19 protein-coding genes are annotated in these 21,907 nt (G+C 73.3%); 15 read left to right on the top strand and 4 right to left on the bottom strand.

The genetic code is table 11. The annotated features are described in order from the left end of the window. Positions 1-103: 103 nt before the first annotated feature. Positions 104-1,558, bottom strand: a complete 1,455-nt coding sequence (locus tag AC0AIB_RS09140; protein ID WP_328347409.1) for an LVIVD repeat-containing protein — start codon at positions 1,556-1,558, stop codon at positions 104-106. 137 nt (positions 1,559-1,695) lie between these two features. On the opposite strand from AC0AIB_RS09140, the gene AC0AIB_RS09135 reads away from it, so the two are divergent. From AC0AIB_RS09135 to AC0AIB_RS09120, 4 genes are all read left to right on the top strand, one after another. Further along, a complete protein-coding gene (locus AC0AIB_RS09135; RefSeq protein WP_465096412.1) occupies positions 1,696-2,373 on the top strand; it encodes a DUF305 domain-containing protein in 678 nt (225 codons plus the stop codon). A gap of 69 nt (positions 2,374-2,442) precedes the next feature. Beyond that, the gene (locus tag AC0AIB_RS09130; RefSeq protein ID WP_328347405.1) at positions 2,443-3,657 is read left to right on the top strand and encodes a sensor histidine kinase; all 1,215 of its coding nucleotides are present in this window, start codon (positions 2,443-2,445) and stop codon (positions 3,655-3,657) included. After that, the gene (locus AC0AIB_RS09125; RefSeq protein ID WP_328347403.1) at positions 3,654-4,319 is read left to right on the top strand and encodes a response regulator transcription factor; all 666 of its coding nucleotides are present in this window, start codon (positions 3,654-3,656) and stop codon (positions 4,317-4,319) included. Before AC0AIB_RS09130 ends, AC0AIB_RS09125 begins: the two co-directional genes overlap by 4 nt. A gap of 270 nt (positions 4,320-4,589) precedes the next feature. Beyond that, positions 4,590-7,064, top strand: a complete 2,475-nt coding sequence (locus AC0AIB_RS09120; protein ID WP_465096411.1) for an ABC transporter permease — start codon at positions 4,590-4,592, stop codon at positions 7,062-7,064. Positions 7,065-7,122: 58 nt separating this feature from the next. Here the strand turns inward: AC0AIB_RS09120 and AC0AIB_RS09115 are convergent, their stop codons facing one another. Further along, complete coding sequence (locus AC0AIB_RS09115; protein WP_328347400.1) at positions 7,123-8,385, bottom strand: nucleotide sugar dehydrogenase; 1,263 nt, start codon at positions 8,383-8,385, stop codon at positions 7,123-7,125. Between the two features lie 100 nt (positions 8,386-8,485). Beyond that, a complete protein-coding gene (locus tag AC0AIB_RS09110) occupies positions 8,486-9,892 on the bottom strand; it encodes a serine/threonine-protein kinase (protein WP_465096410.1) in 1,407 nt (468 codons plus the stop codon). Between the two features lie 479 nt (positions 9,893-10,371). On the opposite strand from AC0AIB_RS09110, the gene AC0AIB_RS09105 reads away from it, so the two are divergent. The 10 genes from AC0AIB_RS09105 to AC0AIB_RS09060 all read left to right on the top strand — a co-directional run bounded on the left by AC0AIB_RS09105 (position 10,372) and on the right by AC0AIB_RS09060 (position 18,209). Further along, entirely contained in the window at positions 10,372-10,995 is a 624-nt protein-coding gene (locus AC0AIB_RS09105) for an RNA polymerase sigma factor (protein ID WP_328347397.1), read from the top strand. Between the two features lie 16 nt (positions 10,996-11,011). Next, entirely contained in the window at positions 11,012-11,821 is an 810-nt protein-coding gene (locus AC0AIB_RS09100; protein ID WP_465096409.1) for a hypothetical protein, read from the top strand. A gap of 153 nt (positions 11,822-11,974) precedes the next feature. Continuing rightward, positions 11,975-13,210, top strand: coding sequence for an ergothioneine biosynthesis glutamate--cysteine ligase EgtA (gene egtA, locus AC0AIB_RS09095; RefSeq protein WP_328347394.1), 1,236 nt, complete (start codon positions 11,975-11,977; stop codon positions 13,208-13,210). Beyond that, positions 13,207-14,544, top strand: a complete 1,338-nt coding sequence (gene egtB / locus AC0AIB_RS09090; protein ID WP_328347392.1) for an ergothioneine biosynthesis protein EgtB — start codon at positions 13,207-13,209, stop codon at positions 14,542-14,544. The genes egtA and egtB overlap by 4 nt, the downstream gene beginning before the upstream one ends. Positions 14,545-14,560: 16 nt before the next feature. Next, a complete protein-coding gene (gene egtC, locus AC0AIB_RS09085) occupies positions 14,561-15,301 on the top strand; it encodes an ergothioneine biosynthesis protein EgtC (protein WP_465096408.1) in 741 nt (246 codons plus the stop codon). 42 nt (positions 15,302-15,343) lie between these two features. Next, entirely contained in the window at positions 15,344-16,315 is a 972-nt protein-coding gene (gene egtD / locus AC0AIB_RS09080; protein WP_328347388.1) for an L-histidine N(alpha)-methyltransferase, read from the top strand. 291 nt (positions 16,316-16,606) lie between these two features. After that, positions 16,607-17,194, top strand: a complete 588-nt coding sequence (locus AC0AIB_RS09075; RefSeq protein WP_328347386.1) for a TMEM165/GDT1 family protein — start codon at positions 16,607-16,609, stop codon at positions 17,192-17,194. A gap of 72 nt (positions 17,195-17,266) precedes the next feature. Next, positions 17,267-17,650 (top strand): DUF1622 domain-containing protein, encoded by a 384-nt coding sequence (locus AC0AIB_RS09070; protein ID WP_465096429.1) that lies wholly within the window; start codon positions 17,267-17,269, stop codon positions 17,648-17,650. Beyond that, positions 17,647-18,009, top strand: coding sequence for a hypothetical protein (locus AC0AIB_RS09065; protein ID WP_465096407.1), 363 nt, complete (start codon positions 17,647-17,649; stop codon positions 18,007-18,009). Before AC0AIB_RS09070 ends, AC0AIB_RS09065 begins: the two co-directional genes overlap by 4 nt. Further along, a complete protein-coding gene (locus AC0AIB_RS09060; protein ID WP_328347381.1) occupies positions 18,006-18,209 on the top strand; it encodes a hypothetical protein in 204 nt (67 codons plus the stop codon). The genes AC0AIB_RS09065 and AC0AIB_RS09060 overlap by 4 nt, the downstream gene beginning before the upstream one ends. A 112-nt stretch (positions 18,210-18,321) precedes the next feature. On the opposite strand, the gene AC0AIB_RS09055 is transcribed toward AC0AIB_RS09060, so the two are convergent. After that, entirely contained in the window at positions 18,322-20,118 is a 1,797-nt protein-coding gene (locus AC0AIB_RS09055; protein ID WP_328347380.1) for a polysaccharide biosynthesis protein, read from the bottom strand. A 269-nt stretch (positions 20,119-20,387) separates the two neighbouring features. Between AC0AIB_RS09055 and AC0AIB_RS09050 the strand changes: the two genes are divergently transcribed. Beyond that, a complete protein-coding gene (locus tag AC0AIB_RS09050; RefSeq protein ID WP_328347379.1) occupies positions 20,388-21,845 on the top strand; it encodes a tyrosine-protein kinase domain-containing protein in 1,458 nt (485 codons plus the stop codon). Positions 21,846-21,907: the final 62 nt, after the last annotated feature.

Genomic DNA, 21,907 nt, shown 5'->3' with positions numbered 1-21,907 from the left:
CGGACCCGCGACCTGGCGGACCGGGCCGGGGAGTCCGGCCGCTGGCCCCGGGGTGTCCGCCCGCCCCCGACCCGGCGGACCGGGCCGGGGGCGGGCGGCGGAGCTACCAGCTCAGGTAGCCGGCCTGGGTCTGCACGTTCAACTCGGGGACCCGGACCAGATCCGCCGTCCAGGTCCGCCAGTCGCTGAGCTTCAGCACGTCCAGGCCCTTCTGGATGTCGCTGGAGTAGATGTGCCCGTTGTAGTAGTACGTCGACCAGGCGCCACCGGTGGTGAGCTGGGTGTCCGACAACGGCCCCCGCTCCCAGAAGCCGATCTCCTTCGGCCTGGTCGAGTCGGTGAAGTCCCAGACCGAGACCCCGCCCTGATACCACGCCTGCACCAGGACGTCCCGGCCGAGCACCGGGATCAGCGAGCCGTTGTGGGCCACGCAGTTCTCGGTGTCGGCATTGGTCCGGGGGATCTTGTAGTAGCTGCGGAAGACCATCTTCCGGGCGTCACCCCGGCCGGTGACGTCGTAGATGGCGTCCGCGCCACGGTTCGGGCCGACGACCTCGTTGCAGGTGGCCGCGCCGCCGCCGCCGAGCTCGTCGGTGAACACGACCTTGGTGCCGGCGTTGTTGAACGTCGCCGAGTGCCAGAACGCGAAGTTGACCGTGTCCCGGACCCGGTTGATCACCCGTGGTGCCTCGCGGTCGCGGATGTCCAGCAGGACCCCGTCGCCCATGCAGGCGCCGGCGGCAAGGTCCTTGGCCGGGTAGGCGGTGATGTCGTGGCAGCCGGAGGTGGCCGAGGTCTGACCCGGGACGCCCTCGTAGCCGCCGTCCGGGAAGAGGTTCGGGGTGGCCACCACGGCCGCCTCGGTGGGCCTCTTGACCGGGACCTTGACGATCGAGATCGAGTCGTGCGGCGGCTGGCAGTCGGGGTAGTCCGCCCGGGGGCTGTACGACGACACGTACAGGTAGACCGTCCTGGGGTCCTTGCCCGGGACGAGGGTGTGGGTGTGCGAACCGCAGGCGGTCTCCACCGACTTGACGTAACGCGGGTTGGCCTTGTCGCTGATGTCAAAGACCTTGATGCCCTCCCAGGACTCCTTGACCGTCGCCGGTTGCGTCGTGCTGGCGCAGGAGTCGTCGGTGCGTGACGAGTCGGTGGAGAGGAAGAGCAGGTTGCCGTAGACCGAGATGTCGTTCTGTGAGCCGGGGCAGAGCACCTGCGACACGATCTTCGGGGTGCTGGGGCGGCCGATGTCGTAGACGACGAAGCCGTTGTAGTTGCCGACGAAGGCGTAGCGGCCCTGGAAGGCCATGTCGGTGCCGAGCGCGCTCGTGGTGTCGAAGGGGGCCTGCTTGGGCAGGTTGGCGACCTGGCGCAGGTTGGGGCTGCTGGAGATCTCGTCGACGGCGAGGCCCGGGGCCGACGCGGGCGGGACCTCGGTCGCGGTGACCGGCGCGGCGTTGCTCGCCGGGCTGGCGGCGACGCTGGCCACCAGCAGACCGGCGGCGACCACGCTGACGACCTTCAGCTGTCGCGGTCGGGGCAGGAGGAATCTGGTCATCGGCAGAACCCTTCGAAAGGGACGATGCGTGCCAGATACGTTACCGGTCAACGAAGGCAGTCGATGTGACCTGTGTCACATCTAAGTGCGATGGTGGATGGATACTATCGCGACGACCTCGATCGGAGGGGAGTCGCATGACCGGCCGCCGTGGACGGATCCTGCTCGCCGTCACAGTTGCCGTCGCCGTCCTGCTGTCGATCGGGCTGGCTCTGCGCCCCGACGGCCGACCGACGCCGGCAGCCGACCCCATGGCCGCCCCGACGCCTACCCTCCCGGTCGACGCCCCCGGGGTGATCGTGCCCGGCCGGCCGGGGGAGTCCGCCGCCACCCGGCCCGCGCAGGAGGTCCGGGACACCAGCTCACCCCGGTACAACACCCCCGACGTCTGGTTCGTCCGGATGATGATCCCGCACCACCGGCAGGCCCTCCAGATGGCCGAGCTCGCCCCCGATCGGGCCGCCAGCGCACAGGTCAAGGCGATCGCCGCCCGGATTCGCGGTGCGCAGGGGCCGGAGATCGGGCTGCTACGCGGCTGGCTCGACACCCGGGGCCTGGCCGCCGAGGAACCCGGCCACGACCACGGCGGGATGCGCGGCATGCAGTCGCCCGAGGCGATCCGGCAACTCACCGCCGCCCGGGGCGCCGCCTTCGACCGGCTCTTCGTCCAACTCATGACCGCCCACCACGAGGGCGCGGTGACGATGGCGACCGAACTGCTCTCCGCCGGTGCCGACCAGCAGCTCAACGAGTTCGCCAACGCGGTGGCGACCGAACAGACAGTGGAGATCGCCCGGCTGCGCGAGCTGGTCTGACCCCGCCGACCGGCCGGTCCGCCCGAGCGGGGGGCATCGACCCAGGTCGGGGCACTACGCTCGGTCACCGTGAGTCGTACCCTCTTCGGTCGCCCGCTGCGCAGCGTCGCCTTCGACGTCGGCGTCTGCGGCCTGGTGGCGCTCTTCGCCGTGACCGGGGCGGAAGCCCAGCCCGGGGGCTGGCCGGCCGTCCTGGTCGGCCTCGCGATGACGCTGGCCCTGCTGTTCCGCCGGGTGCACCCGGCGCTGGTCGCCGCGGTGGTGGCCGCGCTGGCGCTGACCCAGGTGGTCGCCGGTTGGGGTGTGCTGGCCTACGACATCGCGGTGCTGATCGCCCTCTACAGCGTGGTCAAGTACGCCGACCGGCTGCGCGACGGCGTGCTGGCCGGGGTCGTCGCCGCCATCGGGGTGCTGCTGGCCGCCACGCAGTCCGAGTCCAACCTCGTCTGGTGGGCCACCGCGATCTACTTCGGCCTGGTCACCGGCGGAGTGTGGCTGGCCGCGTTGAACGTGCGCACCCGCCGGCTCTACGTGCTCAGCCTGGAGGAGCGGGCCGTCACCCTGGAGCGGGAGCGGGAGGCGGAGGCCCGTGCGGCGGTGGCCGGCGAGCGGGCCCGGATCGCCCGCGAACTGCACGACGTGGTGGCGCACAGCATGGCGGTGATGATCGTGCAGGCCGATGGGGCCCGCCTGCTGTTCGACCGGGATCCGGAGACCGCCCGGCACGCGGTGAAGGTGGTGGCCGACACCGGTCGGCAGGCCCTGGAGGAGATGCGTCGGCTGGTCGACGTGTTGCGGGAACCGGGCACGCCGGAGGCGACGACCGGCCCTGACGCCACCACCCCCACCACCGACCCGGAACGCCGCCGCGCCACCGTCGGGGAGGTGCCTGCCCTGGTCGGCCGGTTCCGCGACGCCGGCCTGCGGGTCCGGCTCCGCGCCGAGGGCGTGCCGGCGGCGCTGCCACCCGGGCTCGACCTGACTGTCTACCGGGTGGTGCAGGAGGCGCTCACCAACGCCCTCAAGCATGCCGGGGTCGGTGCGGACGTGAAGGTCGTGCTCGGCGTCGACGACGACCTGGTGGTCCGGGTGACCGACGACGGGCGCGGCCGTCCGCCGGTCCGCCCGGCCCCCTCCGGCGGTCATGGCCTGGTCGGGATGCGGGAACGGGTCGGTATCTACGACGGTCGGCTCAGCGCCGGCCCCCGCACCGGTGGCGGGTGGGAGGTCGAGGTACGGCTGCCGCTACCGTCGACCCCGGACCCGGAGGTGATCGCGGTATGACGGTGCGAGTGGTGATCGTGGACGACCAGGCGCTGGTCCGGGCCGGCTTCCGGATGGTGCTCGACTCCCAACCCGACCTGGCGGTCGTCGGTGAGGCGATCGACGGGGCGGACGCGCTACGGGTGCTGGCCCGGGTCGAGGCCGACGTGGTGGTGATGGACCTGCGGATGCCGACCATGGACGGGGTGGAGGCGACCCGCCGGATCTGTGCCGGTTCCGCCGACGGCCGGCCCCGGGTGCTGGTGCTCACCACCTTCGACACCGAGGCGGACGCGTTCGCCGCGCTGCGCGCCGGGGCCAGCGGTTTCCTGCTCAAGAACGTGCCGCCGGAGGACCTGCTGGCGGCCATCCGGGTGGTCGCCGAGGGTGACTCGGTGGTCGCCCCGTCGATCACCCGCCGGCTGCTCGACCGGTTCGCCGACCGGCTCGGCCCGGCCCCCGCCGAGGACCCACGGCTGGCCCAGCTCACCGACCGGGAACGGGAGATCCTGCTGCTTGTCGCCCAGGGGCTGGCCAATGCCGAGATCGCCGCCCGGGTGCACGTCGCCGAGGCGACCGTGAAGACCCACGTCGGCCGGATCCTGGCCAAGCTCCAGCTCCGCGACCGGGTCCAGGTGGTGGTCCTGGCGTACGAGAGCGGCCTGGTCACCCCGGGCGGCTGAGCCGGGTACGACCTGGGTCGTACGGGTCGCCCCGGTCAGGGGCGACCTGCGGCGGAGCCGGTCCGAGCGGCCGGGTGGACGCCGGCCGGTCCGGTGCTGCCTAGCGTCGGAGGAGACCTGCACACGCCGACCGGGAGTCCCCATGTCCGTCCCCACGTCCGTCCATCCCGCTACCGGTTGCCCGGGGCCCGTCCGGTTCGCAGCCGGCTGCTCCGACCCCGTCCGGCCCGCCACGGTCGTGGCCGTCGCCCACCGCCGGCGGTGACCGGGATGCTGCGCCTGACCCTGCGCACGCTGCGCGCCGACGCGCTGCGCCTGCTGCTCTCCTCGGTGGCGATCGTGCTCGGTGTCGCCTTCGTCGCCGGTACGCTGATGCTCACCGACGGCATGCAGGCCGGGGCGTACGAGCGGGCCGCCGCCTTCGACCGGCACACCGACCTCGGTGTCTACGCCGACCGGAGCGCCCTGCCGCCGTCCCTGGTCGACCGGGTGCGCGCGGTCGACGGGGTGGCCGCCGCCGCCGGTGAGCTGACCGCCCTCGCCGGGGTGGTCGGTGCCGACGGCCGTCCGGTGCTCGGCTTCGGGGTGCTCGCCGCGATCCCCACCGAACCGGCGCTGCGCTCGTACGACGTGGTCGCCGGCCGGCTGCCCGACCGCCCCGGCGAGGTGGTCCTCGACGCGCCCACGGTGGCACAGGAGGGTTTTGTCCTCGGCGCCCCGGTCTCCGTCGGCGGGTCCACCGGCCCGGCCCGCCCGTACACCCTGGTCGGCACGGTGGACGTGGCCGACACCACCCGGGACGTCGGTGGCCCGTTCATCGGCCTGGTCGGCCCGGACGCCCTGGCGGCCAGCGGGGAACGGGGCTACGGCCGGATCATGGTGGCCGCCGCGCCGGGCACGTCGGCGCAGACACTGGCCGAACGGGTGGCCGCGGTGGTGGGCGGCGACGCCACGGTGAAGTCACGGCAGCGCATCCTCGACGAGGCAGTCGAGGACGCGGTCCGTGACCTGGACCAGTTCCGGATGGTGCTGCTCACCTTCGCCGGGGTGGCGGTGGTGGTGGCCGGGTTCGTCATCGCCAACACCTTCGCCATCGTGCTCGCCCAGCGGGCCCGGCGGACCGCGTTGCTGCGGCTGGTGGGGGCGGGACGGGGGCAGATCTTCCGGGCCGCTCTCCTGGAGTCGGTGGTGCTCGGCCTGGTCGGCTCGGCCCTCGGGGTGGTGCTCGGCGTCGGCCTGGCCGCCGGAGCGTCGGCCCTGGTGCCGCGCTTCGACCTGCCGGTCTCCGGCGGCTTCACGCTCACCACCCGCACCGTCCTGCTCAGCGTGCTGCTCGGCACGGTGGTCACCGTCGGATCCGCGTTGGTGCCCGCCTGGCAGGGCACCCGGGTACCGCCGGTGGCCGCCCTCACCGACGCTGCCGGACAGCCGGCCCGGAGTGCCGGACGGGTCCGGCTGACCGTCGGCGCGCTGGTCGGGGCCGCCGGCATCGCCGCGCTGGCCGGGGCTGCCGCCGTCGGCCAGATCGTCCTGGTCGCCCTCGGCGGAGTGCTGGCCTTCTTCGGCATCGTGCTGTTCGGCCCGGTGCTGGTGCCGCTGCTGGTGCGGGTGCTCGGCCGGCCGTTGCGCCCCCTGCTGAGGGCCACCGCCGCGCTCGCCGTCGCCAACGCCGCCCGCAACCCGCGCCGGGTCTCCGCGACCGCCACCGCCCTGGTGATCGGCATCGGGCTGGTCTCGGCGTTCGTGGTGGGCGCCGGCAGTGTCAAGGTGGGCGTCGAGCGTGCGGTCGACGCCCAGATCGGCGTCGACTACGTGGTCACCGGCATCGGCAGTGACCTGCCTGCCACACTCGCCGGTGAACTGGCTGCCCGCCCCGAGGTGGGCACGGTGCACGAGCACCGCAGCCGGGTCGTCGACGGCGTCCAGCTGCGGTCGGCCCATCCGGCGCTGGTTCGTCGTACCCTCGCCGGGGTCGACACCGGGGACGTCGCCGACCTGGGGCCGGGGGCGGTGCTGGTGCACCGGGAACTGGCCGCCGCCCGGGGGTGGCGGGTGGGGTCGACGGTCACCGTCGCCGGGCGTCCGTTCCGGGTGGCCGCCGTGGTCACCGCCGACGGCCCGCTGCCGGCCCAGGTCTCCGCCGGGCACGTCGTCGACCTGACCGACGCCGACTTCACCAGGCTCTTCCCGACCGAACGGGGCTCCCTGGCCGAGGTCGAACCGGCCGCCGGGGTATCCGCCGAGCGGGCCCGCGCCGCCGTCGGGGCGGTGGTCGACCGGTATCCGACGGTGAACCTGATGGACCAGGCGGCCTACAAGAAGATGCTCACCGGCACGGTGGACATGCTGCTCGCCTTCGTCACCGCGCTGCTCGGCCTGGCGGTGGTGATCGCCCTGGTCGGTGTCGCGAACACGCTCAGCCTTTCGGTGCTGGAGCGGACCCGGGAGAACGCCGTGCTACGCGCCGTCGGGCTGTCCCGGGGGCGGATGCGCGCGTTGCTGGCCGTGGAGGCGGTGCTGACCGCCCTGGTCGGCGCGCTGCTCGGCACCGCGCTGGGCATCGGCGTCAGCGCCGGGGCGGTGGCCTTCGTGGCCCGGGTCGGTGGGGACTTCACCCTGGTGCTGCCCTGGGGACGGCTCGGGCTGATCCTGGCCGTGGCGGTGCTCGCCGCGTTGGCCGCCTCGGTCCTGCCGGCCCGCCGGGCGTTGGCCCGCCCGGTGGTGGAGGCGCTCGGCGCGGACTGACCCGGTCCGGCCCCGGGGCCGGCCGGCCCGGTGGTGGCACGGGCCGGCCGGCACCCGCTCAGAGCCGTTCCACCATCTCGCCCCGGCACCGGTCCCGGGTGTCGAAGACGTACCGGGCGTGCCGGGTGACCAGGTCGTAGTCGAAGCTGTCGTGGTCGGTCACCAGCACCACCGCGTCGGCCGCCGCGATCTCGCGCGCGGTGAGGTCGACCACCGCCACCCCGCCCGGGATGTGCTGCGGTTCGGCGTACGGCTCCACCGCGTGCACGTCCGCGCCGAGCGCCTGCAACCGTCGGGCCACGTCCACCGCCGGCGAGTCGCGCATGTCGCCGGTGTTCTTCTTGTACGCCAGGCCGAGCAGCAGCAGCCGGGCGCCGTTCACCGGTCGGCCGATCCGGTTCAACCCGGCCATCACCCGCTGGGTCACGTGCTCGGGCATCTGGTGGTTTATGTCGTCGGCCAGCTCGATGAACCGGAACGGTCGGCCCATGGTGCGCTTGACCTGCCAGGACAGGTAGCACGGATCGATCGGCAGGCAGTGCCCGCCGACGCCCGGCCCGGGACGGAACGGCATGAACCCGAACGGCTTGGACGAGGCGGCCTCGATGGCCTGCCAGGCGTCGATACCGAGGTGGTGGGAGGCCATCGCCAGCTCGTTGATCAGCGCGATGTTGACCTGGCGGAAGGTGTTCTCGATCAGCTTGGTCAGCTCCGCGACCCGGGTGGAGTCGACCGGCACGGTCCGCTCGACCAGCTGGCGGTAGAAGCCGTCCACCCGGGCCAGCGACGCCTCGTCCACCCCGGAGACCACCTTCGGGGTGTTCTCCAACCGCCAGGTGGGGTTGCCCGGGTCGATCCGCTCCGGGCTGTAGCCGAGGTGGAAGTCACCGGGGGTGCGCAGGCCGCTCGCCGCCTCGAGCAGCGGCCGGAGCAGGTCCTCGGTGGTCCCCGGATAGGTGGTCGACTCCAGCACCACAGTGCAGCCGCGCCGGACGTACGGGCCGACGGCGGTGCCGGCCTGTTCGACGTAGCTCAGATCGGGGGCGCCATCGCGCAGCGGGGTGGGTACCGTGATCACGCAGATGTCGAAGCCCTCGGCATCCGGGTACTCGGTGCTCGGCCGGTACCGACCGCTGGCCAGGGCGCGGCCGAGCCGGGTAGCCGGAATGTCCTCGACGAAGGACTCACCGGAGGCGAGCCGTTTCACCCGGTCGGCATCGACGTCCAGCCCGACCACGTCCAGCCCGGCCTCGACGGCGCGTATGGCCAGCGGTAGTCCGACGTATCCCTGGCCGATGACGACAAGCTTCTCTGTGTTCAACAGGGCTCCTGTGGCAGATGTATCCCACGAGGGAGCTTAGCTGGCGATATAGCAGATTAGTCCGTTTTGGTGCTGATGGCGTGTCGGGCGTCGGACCGGCTCAGGTGCCGGCCGGCGGCGGATTGTTACCGCCCCCGCCGCCCGTGTCGGCAGTGGTGGGCGGCGGGGGCGCAGGGGTGGACGCCGTGGTGGGCGGCGGGTCGGCGGGAGTGGACGCCGTGGTCGGCGGCGGATTCACCGGGGTGGCCGGCACCGACTTGGTCGGTACCGGCACGGAGGAGCCGTTCGGCGGTGGCGTCGGGCTGACCGACACCGACGGCGACGGCTTCGGATTCTGGTTCTCCGGCCGGTTCGGTCGTTCCGGTTCCTCGGACTCGGTCTCCTCGGTGACCGCCGGCACCTCGGTCTGGTCCGTGGGCGCGACCGCCGGGCCGGTGTTGCGGATGTTCGGCACGCCGTTGTCGAGCGACTTCGTGGCGCCGAGCGCGGCCCCGAGCGCGGTCAACGCCACCAGCACCACTGCCAACGCGCCGACCAGGGACCCTCGGCGGGTGCGCCGCGTTTCGGGGCCGACCACCGTCGTCGGCGTTCCGGGCGGGCCGACGCGTGGGCCGTCCGCCCCGGACGGGGCGCGCAGCGGCGAGGCGACCAGGGCGGTCATGGCGGCGGTGCCGTCACCGGTCGCGGCGCGGGCGGCGGTGGCCATCTCGGCACCGGTGGCGAACCGGTCCGCCGGGTCCTTCGCCAGTGCCCGCGCCACCAGGGCGCGGACCGGTGCCGGAATGTCCGCCGGCAACTCCGGGGGCTCGTCGTCGAGGTGCCGCACGGCCACCTGGAGCGGGTTGTCACCGGTGAACGGTGGTTGTCCGGTCAGGCAGCAGTGCGCCACCGCGCCGAGGGCGTAGATGTCGGTGGCGGCCGAGACCGGCCTACCGGACGCCTGCTCCGGCGCCATGTAGAGGGCGGTTCCCGGCACCGCGTTGGTGCTGGTGATGCTTGTCACATTCGTGGAGCGGGCGACCCCGAAGTCGACGAGCACCACCGTGCCGTCCTCCTGCACCAGCAGGTTGCTCGGCTTGACGTCGCGGTGCACGATGCCGCCCGCATGCGCGGCATGCAGGGCCTGGGCGGCCTGCGCCACGATCGACATCGTCTCGGTCACGTCCAGGTGGCCGGCCGACTCGATCCGCCGGGACAGCGGCTCGCCCTCGACGAACTCCATGACGAGGTAGTCGGCCCTGCTGTCGTCGGCGAGACGGTCCTCGCCGCAGTCGAACACCTGCACGATGCCGGGGTTGCGCAGTGCGGCCATGATCCGCGCCTCGGAGCGGAACCGGGCGATGAAGTCAGGGTCCGAGACGAGTGCCGGCAGCAGCACCTTCACCGCGACCTGGCGGCCCAGCACCAGGTCGGTGGCACGCCACACGTCGCCCATGCCGCCGGTGGCGACACGTTCGTCCAGGCGGTAGCGACCGCTGAGCACGACCTCGGATGACAACACCCCCATACCGTACCCAGGGTCCTCCCGTCCGGCAGACGCCGATATCCCTTCCGGGCATCCGTGGGGCGGTCCGTCCAGGTCCGGGCACCGCCCGCCTGACGAGTGGTGTCCGGTGGGCGACTGACTGTCACCGCCGGTCCCGGTCGACCTGCCGTGCGACGTCGGCCGTTGTCGCAGGGGCGTCCCGAAGGTGATCCGTGTTACGGCGACGCGCCGCCGGCTCGCTTGATCCATCTCACGCCGGCCGCACCGGTGACCGCTTGCCTCCACCGCCGGGCGGCTCCTAGTGTTGGCCCGCCCCGGTGCCCGCGCCGCCGCCACCGTACTCTCGCGGCGGTGTTCAGACGGGTCACCCGGCCTCCGGTGCCGGGGTGTGGAAGGGCCAGCGGGGGGCTGAGGGTGCACGAGAGTAACCGCCGGTCGGGCCGTGGCTGCGACGCGTCGCCCGTCGTCGGTCCGGATCGTGCGGCGGGAACGGTGCGACCATGACCGATGACCTGACCGGGGCGGTCGTAGCGGCGCAGGCCGGAGACGAGGAGTCGTTCCGACTTCTCTACCGCAGCCTCCAGCCGGGTCTGTTGCGCTACCTCACCGCGCTCGTCGGCCCCGACGCCGAGGACGTCGCCTCCGAGACCTGGTTGCAGATCTCCCGCGACCTGGCCCGGTTCACCGGCGGTGAGTTCCGTGCCTGGGCGGTGACGATCGCCCGCAACCGCGCCATGGACCACCTGCGTCGGCAGCGTCGTCGCCCGTCGCTGCCGGTGCCGGTGCAGGCGCTCAACGACCTCGCCGGTGACGCCGACACCGCCGAGCGGGCCGGCGAGACGATCGGCACGGAGTCGGCGCTGGCGCTGATCGCCACCCTGCCACCCCGGGAGGCGGAGGCGGTGCTGCTGCGGGCGGTGATCGGGCTGGACGCCGAGACCGCCGGGCGGGTGCTCGGCCGGCGACCGGGTGCGGTCCGTACGGCCGCACACCGGGGGCTGCGTCGGCTGGCGGCACTGTTGGATCGCGGCGACGCGTCGCAGCCGTCCGACGACGAGCGGGTCGTCCCGCCCCGACCCCGGCCGACGCCACACGCGTCCCGGGCCGAGCCGGCGGACGGCTGACGTGAGGGGAAACTGGATGAACTTCCACCGGCCGGCCCGGTCCGGCCGGACGGTGGACCGGGCCGAGGCCGAGCGGTTGCTCGATCCGACCGGCACCGGCACGCCGTCCACGGACGACCCGCTCGCCCGGCTGCTCGCCGCTGCCGCCGCACCGGCCCGCCCGGACGAACTCGCTGGCGAGCACGAGGCGGTGGCGGCCTTCCGGGCCGCGCGGGCCGCCGCCACCCCCGGGCCCGCAGTGGCCGGCCGGCGGCGACGGCGGCTGACCACCGGCGTGGTGGCCTGGATCGCCGGAGTGGCCGCCACCGCCACCGCCGGGGTGGCCTTCGCCGCCGTCACCCTCGACGACCGACCCCCCGAGCGGACGCCCGGGCCCGGCCCGTCCGCCTCCGAGACCGGGTCTACCCGGCCCACCCCGCACCGGCAGGGCCCGTCCCGGCGGTCCACCGCCGCACCGGGGGGTACCCCCTCGGTCACCGCCGTCCCGCCCGCGACTCCGCACGACGGCAAGCCGGCCGGCAGCGGCAAGTTGGTCGGGCAGTGCCGGGCATACCTGGCCAAGTCGTCCGAGCAGCGGCTGAAGGCGGTGACCCGGCCCGGTTTCGCCGACCTGGTGGCCGCCGCCGGTGGAGCCGACCGGGTGGAGGCGTACTGCCGGGAACTGGTCCCGGGCCACCCCTCGACCGGGCCCGACGATCCCGACGACGACGGGGACGGTGGCCCGAAGGACGATGACCCGGCGGGCCCCGGCCCCGGTGCCGGCAGCGGCCCCGGCGGCGGGGGTACCGGCCCGGGTGCCAGCCGGGGGCCCGGCGCGAAGAACTAGCCGACTGGTCGACGGGGCGACACCGGAGTTTCTTCCATCGGGTCTGCGCGATCGGTCCGTTGGACGGAGGATGGAGGAACGGGGCGGCCAGCCGACGGCCCTGCCCCGCCCGGCCAGTACGGCCGGATCCCAGCGTGGGGAGGAGACCATCTCGTGGTGACGTCGCCGGAGCTGGACCGGTCGACCGTGCTCGGGGAGGTGGCCGGCGCGGCCGGATACCTCGCCCGGATCTGCTTCAAGACCGGGCCACCCACCCTCACCGGCGTCGAACTGGAATGGACAGTCCACGACGCCGCCGATCCCGCCCGGCCACTGGACCGGGCGCGGCTACGGACGGCACTCGGGCCGCACAGCCCACCCACCCTGGACGACACCAGCCCGGCCCGCCCCCTGCGGCACGGCAGCACCGTGACCGTCGAGCCGGGCGGCCAGGTGGAGGTGTCCACCGCGCCGCGAACCTCGGTCGCCGCGCTGGTCTCGGCGACCCAGGCCGACATCGACGAACTCGACGCCCTGCTCGCCCGCGCCGGCCTGGTGCTCGGGCGGACGGGCATCGACCCGTGGCGGGCCCCGCGAGCGGTGGTCGACACCCCGCGCTACCGCGCCATGCGCTGCGTCTTCGACCGCCGTGGCCCGGCCGGGCGGACCATGATGTACAGCACCGCAGGCCTCCAGGTCTGCCTCGACATCGGTGAGCCGGCCGGGCTGCCCGACCGCTGGGCGGCGGTGCACGCGATGGGGCCACCGCTGGTGGCGGCCTTCGCCACGGCCGACCGGCACGCCGGCCGGCGTACCGGCTTGGCGTCCGCCCGGATGGCCGCCTGGATGGACATCGACCCGACCCGCACCGGCCCGGTCTGGTCGGCACACCACCCGGACCGGGACCCGGTCGCCGCCTGGACCGAGTACGTCCTCGCCGCGCCGCTGCTCTGCCTACGGCACGACGGCCCGGACTGGACGCCACCGCCGGGGATCACCTTCGCCGACTGGATAGCCGGGGCGCTGCCGTTCCCACCCACCACCGACGACCTGGAATACCACGTCAGCACGCTCTTCCCGCCGGTCCGCCCGCGCGGCTACCTGGAGGTCCGCTACCTCGACACCCAGCCCGGCCGGGACTGGACCGTCCCGCTGGCCGTGCTGGCCGCGCTGCTGCACGACGAGCGGACGGTCCGGGCGGCCCGGACCATCGCCACGCCGGTGGCCGACCGCTGGCACACCGCCGCCCGGCAGGGCCTGGCCGACCCGTCACTGGCCACGGCCGCCGCTGCCCTGCTCGACCTGGCCCGGCAGACGTTGCCGGTCCTGGACCTGCCGACCGAGACCCACGACGAGATCGACCGCAGGATCCGGCGACGGATCGCCACCGCGGAGAGGGGGAACCGGTGACCACCACCGAAGAACCGGGCACCGAGGCCGAACCACTGCGCAGCCGGATCGCCGCCGAACTGGCCCGGACCCGGGCCCGCACCGACGCGCTCACCACCGCCGTCGACGACGACGACCTGGTCCGGCAGCACTCGACGCTGATGTCCCCCCTGGTCTGGGACCTCGCCCACGTGGGCAACCAGGAGGAACTCTGGCTGGTCCGTGACGTCGGCGGCCGGGCGCCCGTCCGGCAGGACATCGACGACCTGTACGACGCCTTCAAGCAGCCCCGCAAGGACCGGCCCGCGTTGCCGCTGCTGCCACCGGCCGAGGCGCGGGCGTACGTGGCGACCGTCCGCGACAAGGTCCACGACCTGCTCGACGGGATTCGGTTCACCGACCGGGCGCTGGTCGCCGACGGGTTCGTCTTCGGCATGATCGTGCAGCACGAGCAGCAGCACGACGAGACCATGCTCGCCACCCACCAGCTACGGTCCGGCCCACCGGTGCTCGACGCGCCCCCGCCACCGGAGCCCCGGGCGCGGGTCGCCGGCGAGGTGCTGGTGCCGGCGGGAGCGTTCACCATGGGCACCTCGACCGACCCGTGGGCGCTGGACAACGAACGGCCGGCGCACACCGTCGACCTGCCCGCGTACGTCATCGACGCCGCGCCGGTGACCAACGGCGCGTACCGGGAGTTCCTCGCCGACGGCGGGTACGACGACCCGCGCTGGTGGAGCGCGGCCGGCTGGCGACACCGCACCGAGGCCGGGCTGACCGCGCCGATGCACTGGCGACGAGACGGCGACAGCTGGGCCTGTCAGCGGTTCGGGCGGTGGTCACCGGTACGCGACGACGAGCCGGTGGTGCACGTCTGCTGGCACGAGGCGCAGGCGTACGCGACGTGGGCCGGCAAGCGGCTGCCCACCGAGGCCGAGTGGGAGAAGGCGGCCCGCTGGGATCCGGCGACCGGCCGCTCCCGGCGTTGGCCGTGGGGCGACGAGGAGCCGACCGCCGAGCACGCCAACCTGGGGCAGCGGCACCTGTGGCCGGCGCCGGTCGGTGCCTACCCGGCAGGTGCCTCGCCGCTCGGTGTGCACCAGTTGATCGGCGACGTCTGGGAGTGGACGGCCAGCCCCTTCCACGGCCATCCCGGATTCGCGGTGTTCCCCTATCGGGAGTATTCGGAGGTGTTCTTCGGCGGCGACTACCGGGTGCTGCGCGGTGGCTCGTTCGGCACCGACCGGTCGGCCTGCCGGGGCACCTTCCGCAACTGGGACCACCCGATCCGGCGGCAGATCTTCAGCGGCTTCCGCTGTGCCCGTGACGCCCGGCCCGAGGAGGTCCACGGGTGATCGGCGGCGTCGCCTGATGTGCCGGCACCTGGCGTACCTCGGCCCCCCGGTGACCCTGCGGACGCTGCTGTACGACCCGCCGCATTCGCTGGTGCGGCAGTCCTGGGCGCCGCGGGACATGCGCGGCGGCGGGACGGTCAACGCGGACGGCTTCGGCGTCGGCTGGTATCCCGGCACCGGGAGCCCGGTGCGGTACCGGCGGGCCGGGCCGATCTGGTCCGATCCGGCCCTGCCCGAGCTGGCCGGGGTGACCCTCTCCGGCGCGGTGCTGGCGGCGGTGCGCTCCGCGACGGTCGGCATGCCGGTGCAGGAGAGCGCCGCCGCGCCCTTCGCCGAGGGGCGGTGGCTGTTCAGCCACAACGGGGTGGTGCGCGGCTGGCCGGACTCGATCCTCGCGCTGGCCGGCGGGCTGCCGGTGCGGGACCTGGTCACCCTCGACGCGCCGACCGACTCGGCATTGCTGTGGGCACTGGTGCGGCACCGGTTGCGGGCCGGCGCGTCAGTGACGGAGGCGGTCACCGCGACGGTGCGGGAGGTCGCCGCCGTGGCCCCGGGATCACGGTTGAACCTGCTGCTCACCGACGGGGTGTCGGTGGTGGCGAGCGTGTGGGACCACGCGTTGTCGGTGCGCGTCACCGGCGACGCGGTGCTGTTGGCCTCCGAGCCGGTGGACGACACACCCGACTGGCAGCAGGTGCCCGACCGGCAGTGGGTGCGGGCGGGGCCGGGCGGGGTGCACCTCGGCGAGCTGGGGTGACCGTGCGGAACTGGACGATTGTGGTGCAGGAGAGGACATCTGATGAGCGCGGAACCGCTGGAGATCTATCTGGAGGAGCGGGACCTCGACCGGGCCCTGCGGTCCGATGTGCGGACCGGCCTGGCCGCCGACCCGAAGTGGCTGCCACCGAAGTGGTTCTACGACGCCCGGGGCAGCGAGTTGTTCGAGGAGATCACCCGGATGCCGGAGTACTACCCGACCCGGGCGGAACGGGCGGTGCTCGCCGAGCGGGCGGCCGAGGTGGCCGGGTCGACCGGGGCGAAGACGCTGATCGAGCTGGGCTCGGGTTCGTCGGAGAAGACCCGGCTGCTGCTGGACGCGTTCACCCGGCACGGCGGGCTGGGCACCTTCGTGCCGCTGGACGTGTCGGTGAGCGCGCTGCGGCAGTCCACCGCGCAGATCGCCACCGACTACCCGGCGCTGCGGGTACGCGGCATCGTCGGTGACTTCACCCGTCACCTGGACCGGCTGCCGACCGGTGGCGGGCGGCTGGTGGTCTTCCTGGGCGGCACCATCGGCAATCTGCTGCCGGCCGAGCGGGCCGGCTTCCTGGCCGCCATGCGGGCGGCCCTGGAGCCGGGCGATCACCTGCTGATCGGCACCGACCTGGTCAAGGACCCGGCGGTGATCGTGCCGGCCTACGACGACGCGGCCGGGGTGACCGCCGAGTTCAACCGCAACGTGCTCCGGGTGATCAACCGGGAGTTGGACGCCGACTTCGATCCGGACGCGTTCGCCCATGTGGCCCGCTGGGACCCCGAACAGGAGTGGATCGAGATGCGGCTGCGGGCCCGCCGGCCCATGCGGGCACGGGTCGGTGCGCTCGACCTGACTGTCGACTTCGCCGCCGACGAGGAGCTGCGCACGGAGGTGTCGGCGAAGTTCCGGCCAGCGGGAATCGCGGCGGAGCTGACGGCGGCCGGCTTCCGTCCGGCGCAGTTCTGGACCGACCCGGACGGCCTGTTCGGGGTGACGCTGGCCCAGGCGGCCTGACCCGCGCCGGCTGTTCCGGGTGACGCCCGTCCGGAGCAGCCCGGCCCGCGCCGCCGACGGAGGGTCCGGGTGACGAGGTGCACCCGGACACCCCGGCGGGCGGGACGGTCGGCTAGGCTGGCGGACGCGAAGGGGAGTAGCCCCCAATGTCGTGGTCGACATACTGGTGTGCACCGCACCCGGCCACGCGGCCCCACCTCACGGTGAGGCGGGCGAGACCTTCGACTCAGGCTGTCACAGCCGGGTCGAGGGCGCCCCATACCTCCTCCCGGCCTGATCGGGAAGGTTCTCATGGACGGTTTCCTCGTCGCGCTGGTGGTCAGCTTCGGCGTCATCTTCGTCGCCGAGCTGGGGGACAAATCCCAGCTCATGGCGCTCACGTTCGCCACCCGGTTCAAGACCGTACCGGTGCTGATCGGCATCACCGTCGCCACCGCGATCGTGCACCTGGCGTCGGTGGCCATCGGGGTCGGCCTGAACGCCGCGTTGCCCACCGAATGGATCTCCCTGGTCGCCGGCCTGGCGTTCCTCGGCTTCGGCGCCTGGACGCTGCGCGGGGACAAGCTCACCGAGGAGGAGAAGCGCAAGGCGGAGAAGACCGGCAAGTCCGCCGTCTTCGCCGTCGGTGTCGCGTTCTTCCTGGCCGAGCTGGGCGACAAGACGATGCTCGCCACCATCACCCTGGCCACCAAGTACGGCTGGTTCGGCACCTGGCTCGGCTCGACCCTCGGCATGGTGGCCGCCGACGCCCTGGCCATCCTGGTCGGCCGGATGCTCGGCCGCCATCTGCCGGAGCGGACCATCCGGTACGGCGCGGCGGTGCTCTTCGCCATCTGCGGCCTGTGGCTGATCCTGGAGGCGGTGCGGGAGCTGTCCTGACGGCCGACTAGCTGATCCGGGGGCGGGTAACGCCTCCCGGTGAGGGCGGACGAGTTGCTGCGCCACGGCGACATGGTCGTGGTGGGGGTGGTGGAGACCCTCGGCGCGACGGTCATCGTCGTCGGTGCGCTCTGGGCGGCGCTGCGGTTCGTGGTCGAGGGGCTGCGACACCGCAGCGCCGCCGTGTTCACCCCGATCCGACTCTCCCTCGGCCGGTTCCTCACCCTCGGCCTGGAGTTCCAGTTGGCGGCGGACATCCTGCGTACCGCGGTGTCGCCGAGCTTCGCCCAGCTCGGTCAGTTGGCCGCGATCGCCACCATCCGGACCGCGCTGAACATCGTCCTCCGCCGGGAGATCGCCCAGGAGCAGCGGCAGGTGCGCGCCGACGCGGACGCCGGTGGTCGAGCACCCCCGGGCCCGCCGACCGGGGGCGGGCGCGGCGGGCCGCCCGGATGAGCGGCGTCGCGGTCCTCCTCGCCACAGTGGTGAGCGCGCTCGCCCTCGGTGTCGGTGGTGTGGTGCTGCTGACCGTCCGGTCCTGGCGGACCGCCCTGCGGGTGCTGCTCGAACTGCTGGTCGCCGCCGGTCTGCTCCGGCTGCTGGGCGGGCGGAGCTGGCCGGCGCTGGCGACGGCGGCGGCGATCATCGCGCTGCGCCGGCTGCTCTGGGCCGGCCTGGGCCCGCCGTCATCCCCGCCACCACCGACCACCGACCCGTCGCTGACTACCGACCCCCGGGGGTGGGTAAGCCGATCACACCCCGACCGGGGGTCAGCAGGGCACGAACCGGATGTGACGGGAAGGATTCCCCTATGAGCCGGCACGACGAGCCGAACGAGTACGCCTTCGCGGGCGGGGCCACCGCCCCGCAGCCCCCGGCGGGCGGTCGCCCCGACGAACAGGACCTGGCCGAGGTGGTCGCGGTGCCGGGCGACGACCTGACCGAGCCGGTCGCCGAGGCGCTGGAGGAGACCGAGCCGGACGAGCGGGACCGCCCGGCGCACCGACGTCGCTGACCGACCACCACCGTCCGCCCGGTGGCCCCACCTGCGGGACGGCACCGGGCGGACGGTGGGCTCAGGCGGACGGTGGGCTCAGGCGGACGGTGGGCTCAGGCGGACGGTGGGCTCAGCGGGGTGAGGGCAGGGACGAGAGCCGGGCGGAGTCGCCGAGCCGGGCGAGGTCGTCGTCGCAGCACGCCGCCAACCGCTTGATCAACTCGTCCGGGTCGCCGTACGGGTCGAGTCCGGCCAGCTCCGCGGGGGCCAGCGCGGGCACCCGTACGTGGGAGATGAGCGGGTGCAGCGGACGGCTGTCGATCTCGTCGACGCCGAACAGGTCCTCGTGCAACTTCTCCCCGGGGCGCAGACCGGTGTAGACGATCTCGGGTGATGGGGACGCCTCGGCGGCCAACCGCTGGGCCACCTCGGCGATGCGGACCGGCTCGCCCATGTCCAGCACCAACGCCTCGCCGCCCCGGCCCAGCACGGCGGCCTGGAGCACCAGGTGCACCGCCTCCTGCACGGTCATGAAGTACCGGGTCACGTCCGGGTGGGTCACGGTGATCGGGAGTCCGGCCCGGACCTGGGCCTGGAAGGCGGTGAGCACCGAACCGCGGCTGCTGAGCACGTTACCGAAGCGGACGCTGAGGAACGCCGCGCCGTACCGGTCGGCGTAGTGCGCCATCAGCCGCTCGGTGATCCGCTTCGAGTAGCCGAGCACGCTGATCGGGTTGGCCGCCTTGTCGGTGGAGATGTTCACGAACTCGGCGACGTCGCGGCATGCCTCCAGCACGTTCAGGGTGCCCTGGACGTTGGTCTTGACCGCCTCGCCCGGATGCCGTTGCAGCAGTGTGAGGTGCTTGAGGGCGGCGGCGTGGAAGACGATGTCGGGCCGTCGGTCGGCGATCACCCGGGCGATGCCGTCACCGTCGCGGATGTCGGCGAGGATCAGCTCCGGCCCGTCCAGCAGCGCCCGGCCGTGCAGGGACATCTGCAGCGCGTGCAGCGCGGACTCGTCCCGGTCCAGCATCATCAGCTCACCGGGGTCACAGCGGGCGATCTGCCGGCACAGCTCCGAGCCGATCGAGCCACCGGCCCCGGTGACCAGGACCCGGCGTCCGGCCAGTCCGTTGCGCTCCACGGTCAGTTCGGCCACCCGTTGGGCCCGGCCGAGCAGGTCGGTGAGTTGCAGGTCGCGTACGGCGTCGGCGGTGACCGGGCGGTCCAGCAGTTCCCGTACGGGCGGTAGGACCTTGAACGCGGCGCCGGCCTGCAGGGTGCGACTGCGGACGTCGCGCATCAACGCCGCGTCCGAGCCGTTGATCGAGAAGATCACCGTGCCGGCCCGGGTGTCCCGGACCGCCTGGACCAACTGTTTCCGGCCGCCGAGCACGCGGAGCCCGGCCATCCGCAGCCCCTGTTTGTCGGGGTCGTCGTCGAGCAGTCCCACCGGCAGGTACCCGCTGGTCGGGTCGCCGAGCAGCACCCGGGCCAGGCGTTCGCTGGCCGCGTCGACCCCGTAGATGAGGGTCCGGTCGGCCGAGCGGGCCGGTCGGGCGTCCCGGTCGCGTCGCCACCGGTAGGTGACCCGGCCGGCCCCCATCATCAGCAGCGCGACGGCGGCACCGAGGACCGGCACGCTGGCCGGGATCGGTCGTTCGGTCATCGGTAGCAGCGCGGCCAGCGCCACGGCGGCGGCCAGCACCACCGTCCCACCCAGGTCGCGGGCCTCGCCGACGCTGCCGACCGGATGCCGGCCACGGGCGGTGAACCGTACCTGTTCGAACGCCGCGTGGATGACCGCGCACACGCCGGCAGCCCCGAGGGTGAGCGCGCACTGCCGGGGCGTGATGCCGAACTCGTAGCGGGCCCAGGAGGCGATCAGGAAGCCCGCGCACCAGGAAGCGGTGTCGAGCGTTAGCAAGGAGAGGGCCTTCGCGCGTCGGGTGACCCAATCGCGCCGCTGGATGGGGTCGTCGTCGGGCAGGGGGTCTACGTGGTTCATTGGCGTCCTCTGCGTTTTGTTTCGTTATTGCGAGGATTCGGCACTGTGGAGAGGTTTGCATCGTATACGTTGTTTTTACTGCCTAACGGGCTACTTGGTGGGTTTAGATACTCTCATGCGCTTATAGGAACCTAGGGAGACTTCGTGCTTTTTCACCAGCTGGTCGTTCCGCCGGAACGGAGGGTGTGATGGACGTCCGCACCTGCCTGCGCCTGGTCCGCCGACACTGGTGGATCGTCCTGGTCACGCTGATGCTCACGGTCGGCTCGGCGGCGTTGGTCACGGTCCGTACGGCACCCCGCTACGTGGCCTCGGTGACCTTCTTCGTCACCGCCCCCAACCAGGGCGTCAGCAACGCCTACCAAGGCGAACTCTTCCTCCAGCAGCGCGTGAAGTCCTACGCCGACCTGCTGCGCAGTGACCGCCTGGCGCAGGCCATGGTCGCTGAGACCTCCCTCGGCCTGACCGCCGACGACGTCCAGCGGCTGGTCGCCACCTCGACCGAACCGGGCACCGTGCTGCTCCGCGCCACCGTCACCGACACCGACCAGGCCCGGGCCATGAAGGTCACCGAGGCCCTGTCGGCGAAGTTCGTCGAGCTGGTCAAGAAGATCGAGACCACCTCGGACGGCAAGGCCGGGCCCACCCGGATCGAGGTGGTCGGTGGCCCCCGGGTCAGTGCCAGCCCGGTCTCCCCGCAGCCCAATCGCAATCTCGCCCTCGGGGTCCTGGTCGGACTCCTGCTCGGCGTGGCGCTCGCCGTGCTGCGGGGCATGGTCGACGTGCGGCTGCGCGACGCCGCCGGCCTGCAACGGGCCACCGGTAGCCCGCTGCTCGGCGACATCCCCTTCGATCCGGGTGCCAAGGCGGCGCCGTTGATCGTCGGAGAGGCGGCGACCTCTGCCCGCGCGGAGGCGGTCCGGAAGTTGCGGACCAACCTGCGTTTCGTGGACGTGCACGAGCCCGCCCGGGTGATCGCGGTGACCAGCGCGTTGCAGGGGGAGGGGAAGACGACCCTGTCCTGCAACCTGGCGATCGCGCTGGCCGAGGCGGGTTGGCGGGTGTTGCTGGTCGACGCCGACCTGCGTCGCCCGAAGATCGCCGACTACCTCGGGGTCGACGGCGGCGTGGGCCTCACCGACGTGCTCGTCGGCGACGTCCAGGTCGGCGACGTGGTGCAGCGCTGGGGCGACAAGTCGCTGCTGGTGCTGCCCAGCGGGTCGACCCCGCCGAACCCCAGCGAACTGCTGGGCTCGAAGGCGATGGCGGACCTGCTGCTCGCACTCCGCGAGTCCGCCGACATCGTGGTGATCGACACCGCGCCACTGCTGGCCGTCACCGACGGCGTGGTGGTCGCCGTGCAGGCCGACGGCGCGTTGCTGGTCACCCAGCAGGGGCGCACCTCACGCGCCCAGGCCGCCGCGGCGGCCCGCTCGCTGCACTCCGTGTCGGTGCGGCTGCTCGGTTGCGTGCTCAACATGGCCAAGGTGGCCCGCGCGGACGCCTACCAGTACGAGGCGTACCGGATCGCCACCACTGCGGGGCCGTCGGTCCCGGCCGACCGCGCCACCGCCGCCCAGCGCGGCGACCAGGGGCTGCCCCCCGTCGGCGACCGTACGCAGGAACTCACCCGGCTGCCACTATGAGCGCAGCTCCGGGTCCGGCCGTGCCGCCCTCGGGCGGGCCGGCGACGGCAGCACGCGGATCC

The sequence above is a fragment of the Micromonospora sp. DSM 43699 genome, assembly GCF_055517075.1.
This window is presented reverse-complemented; position numbering and strand designations above follow the sequence as displayed.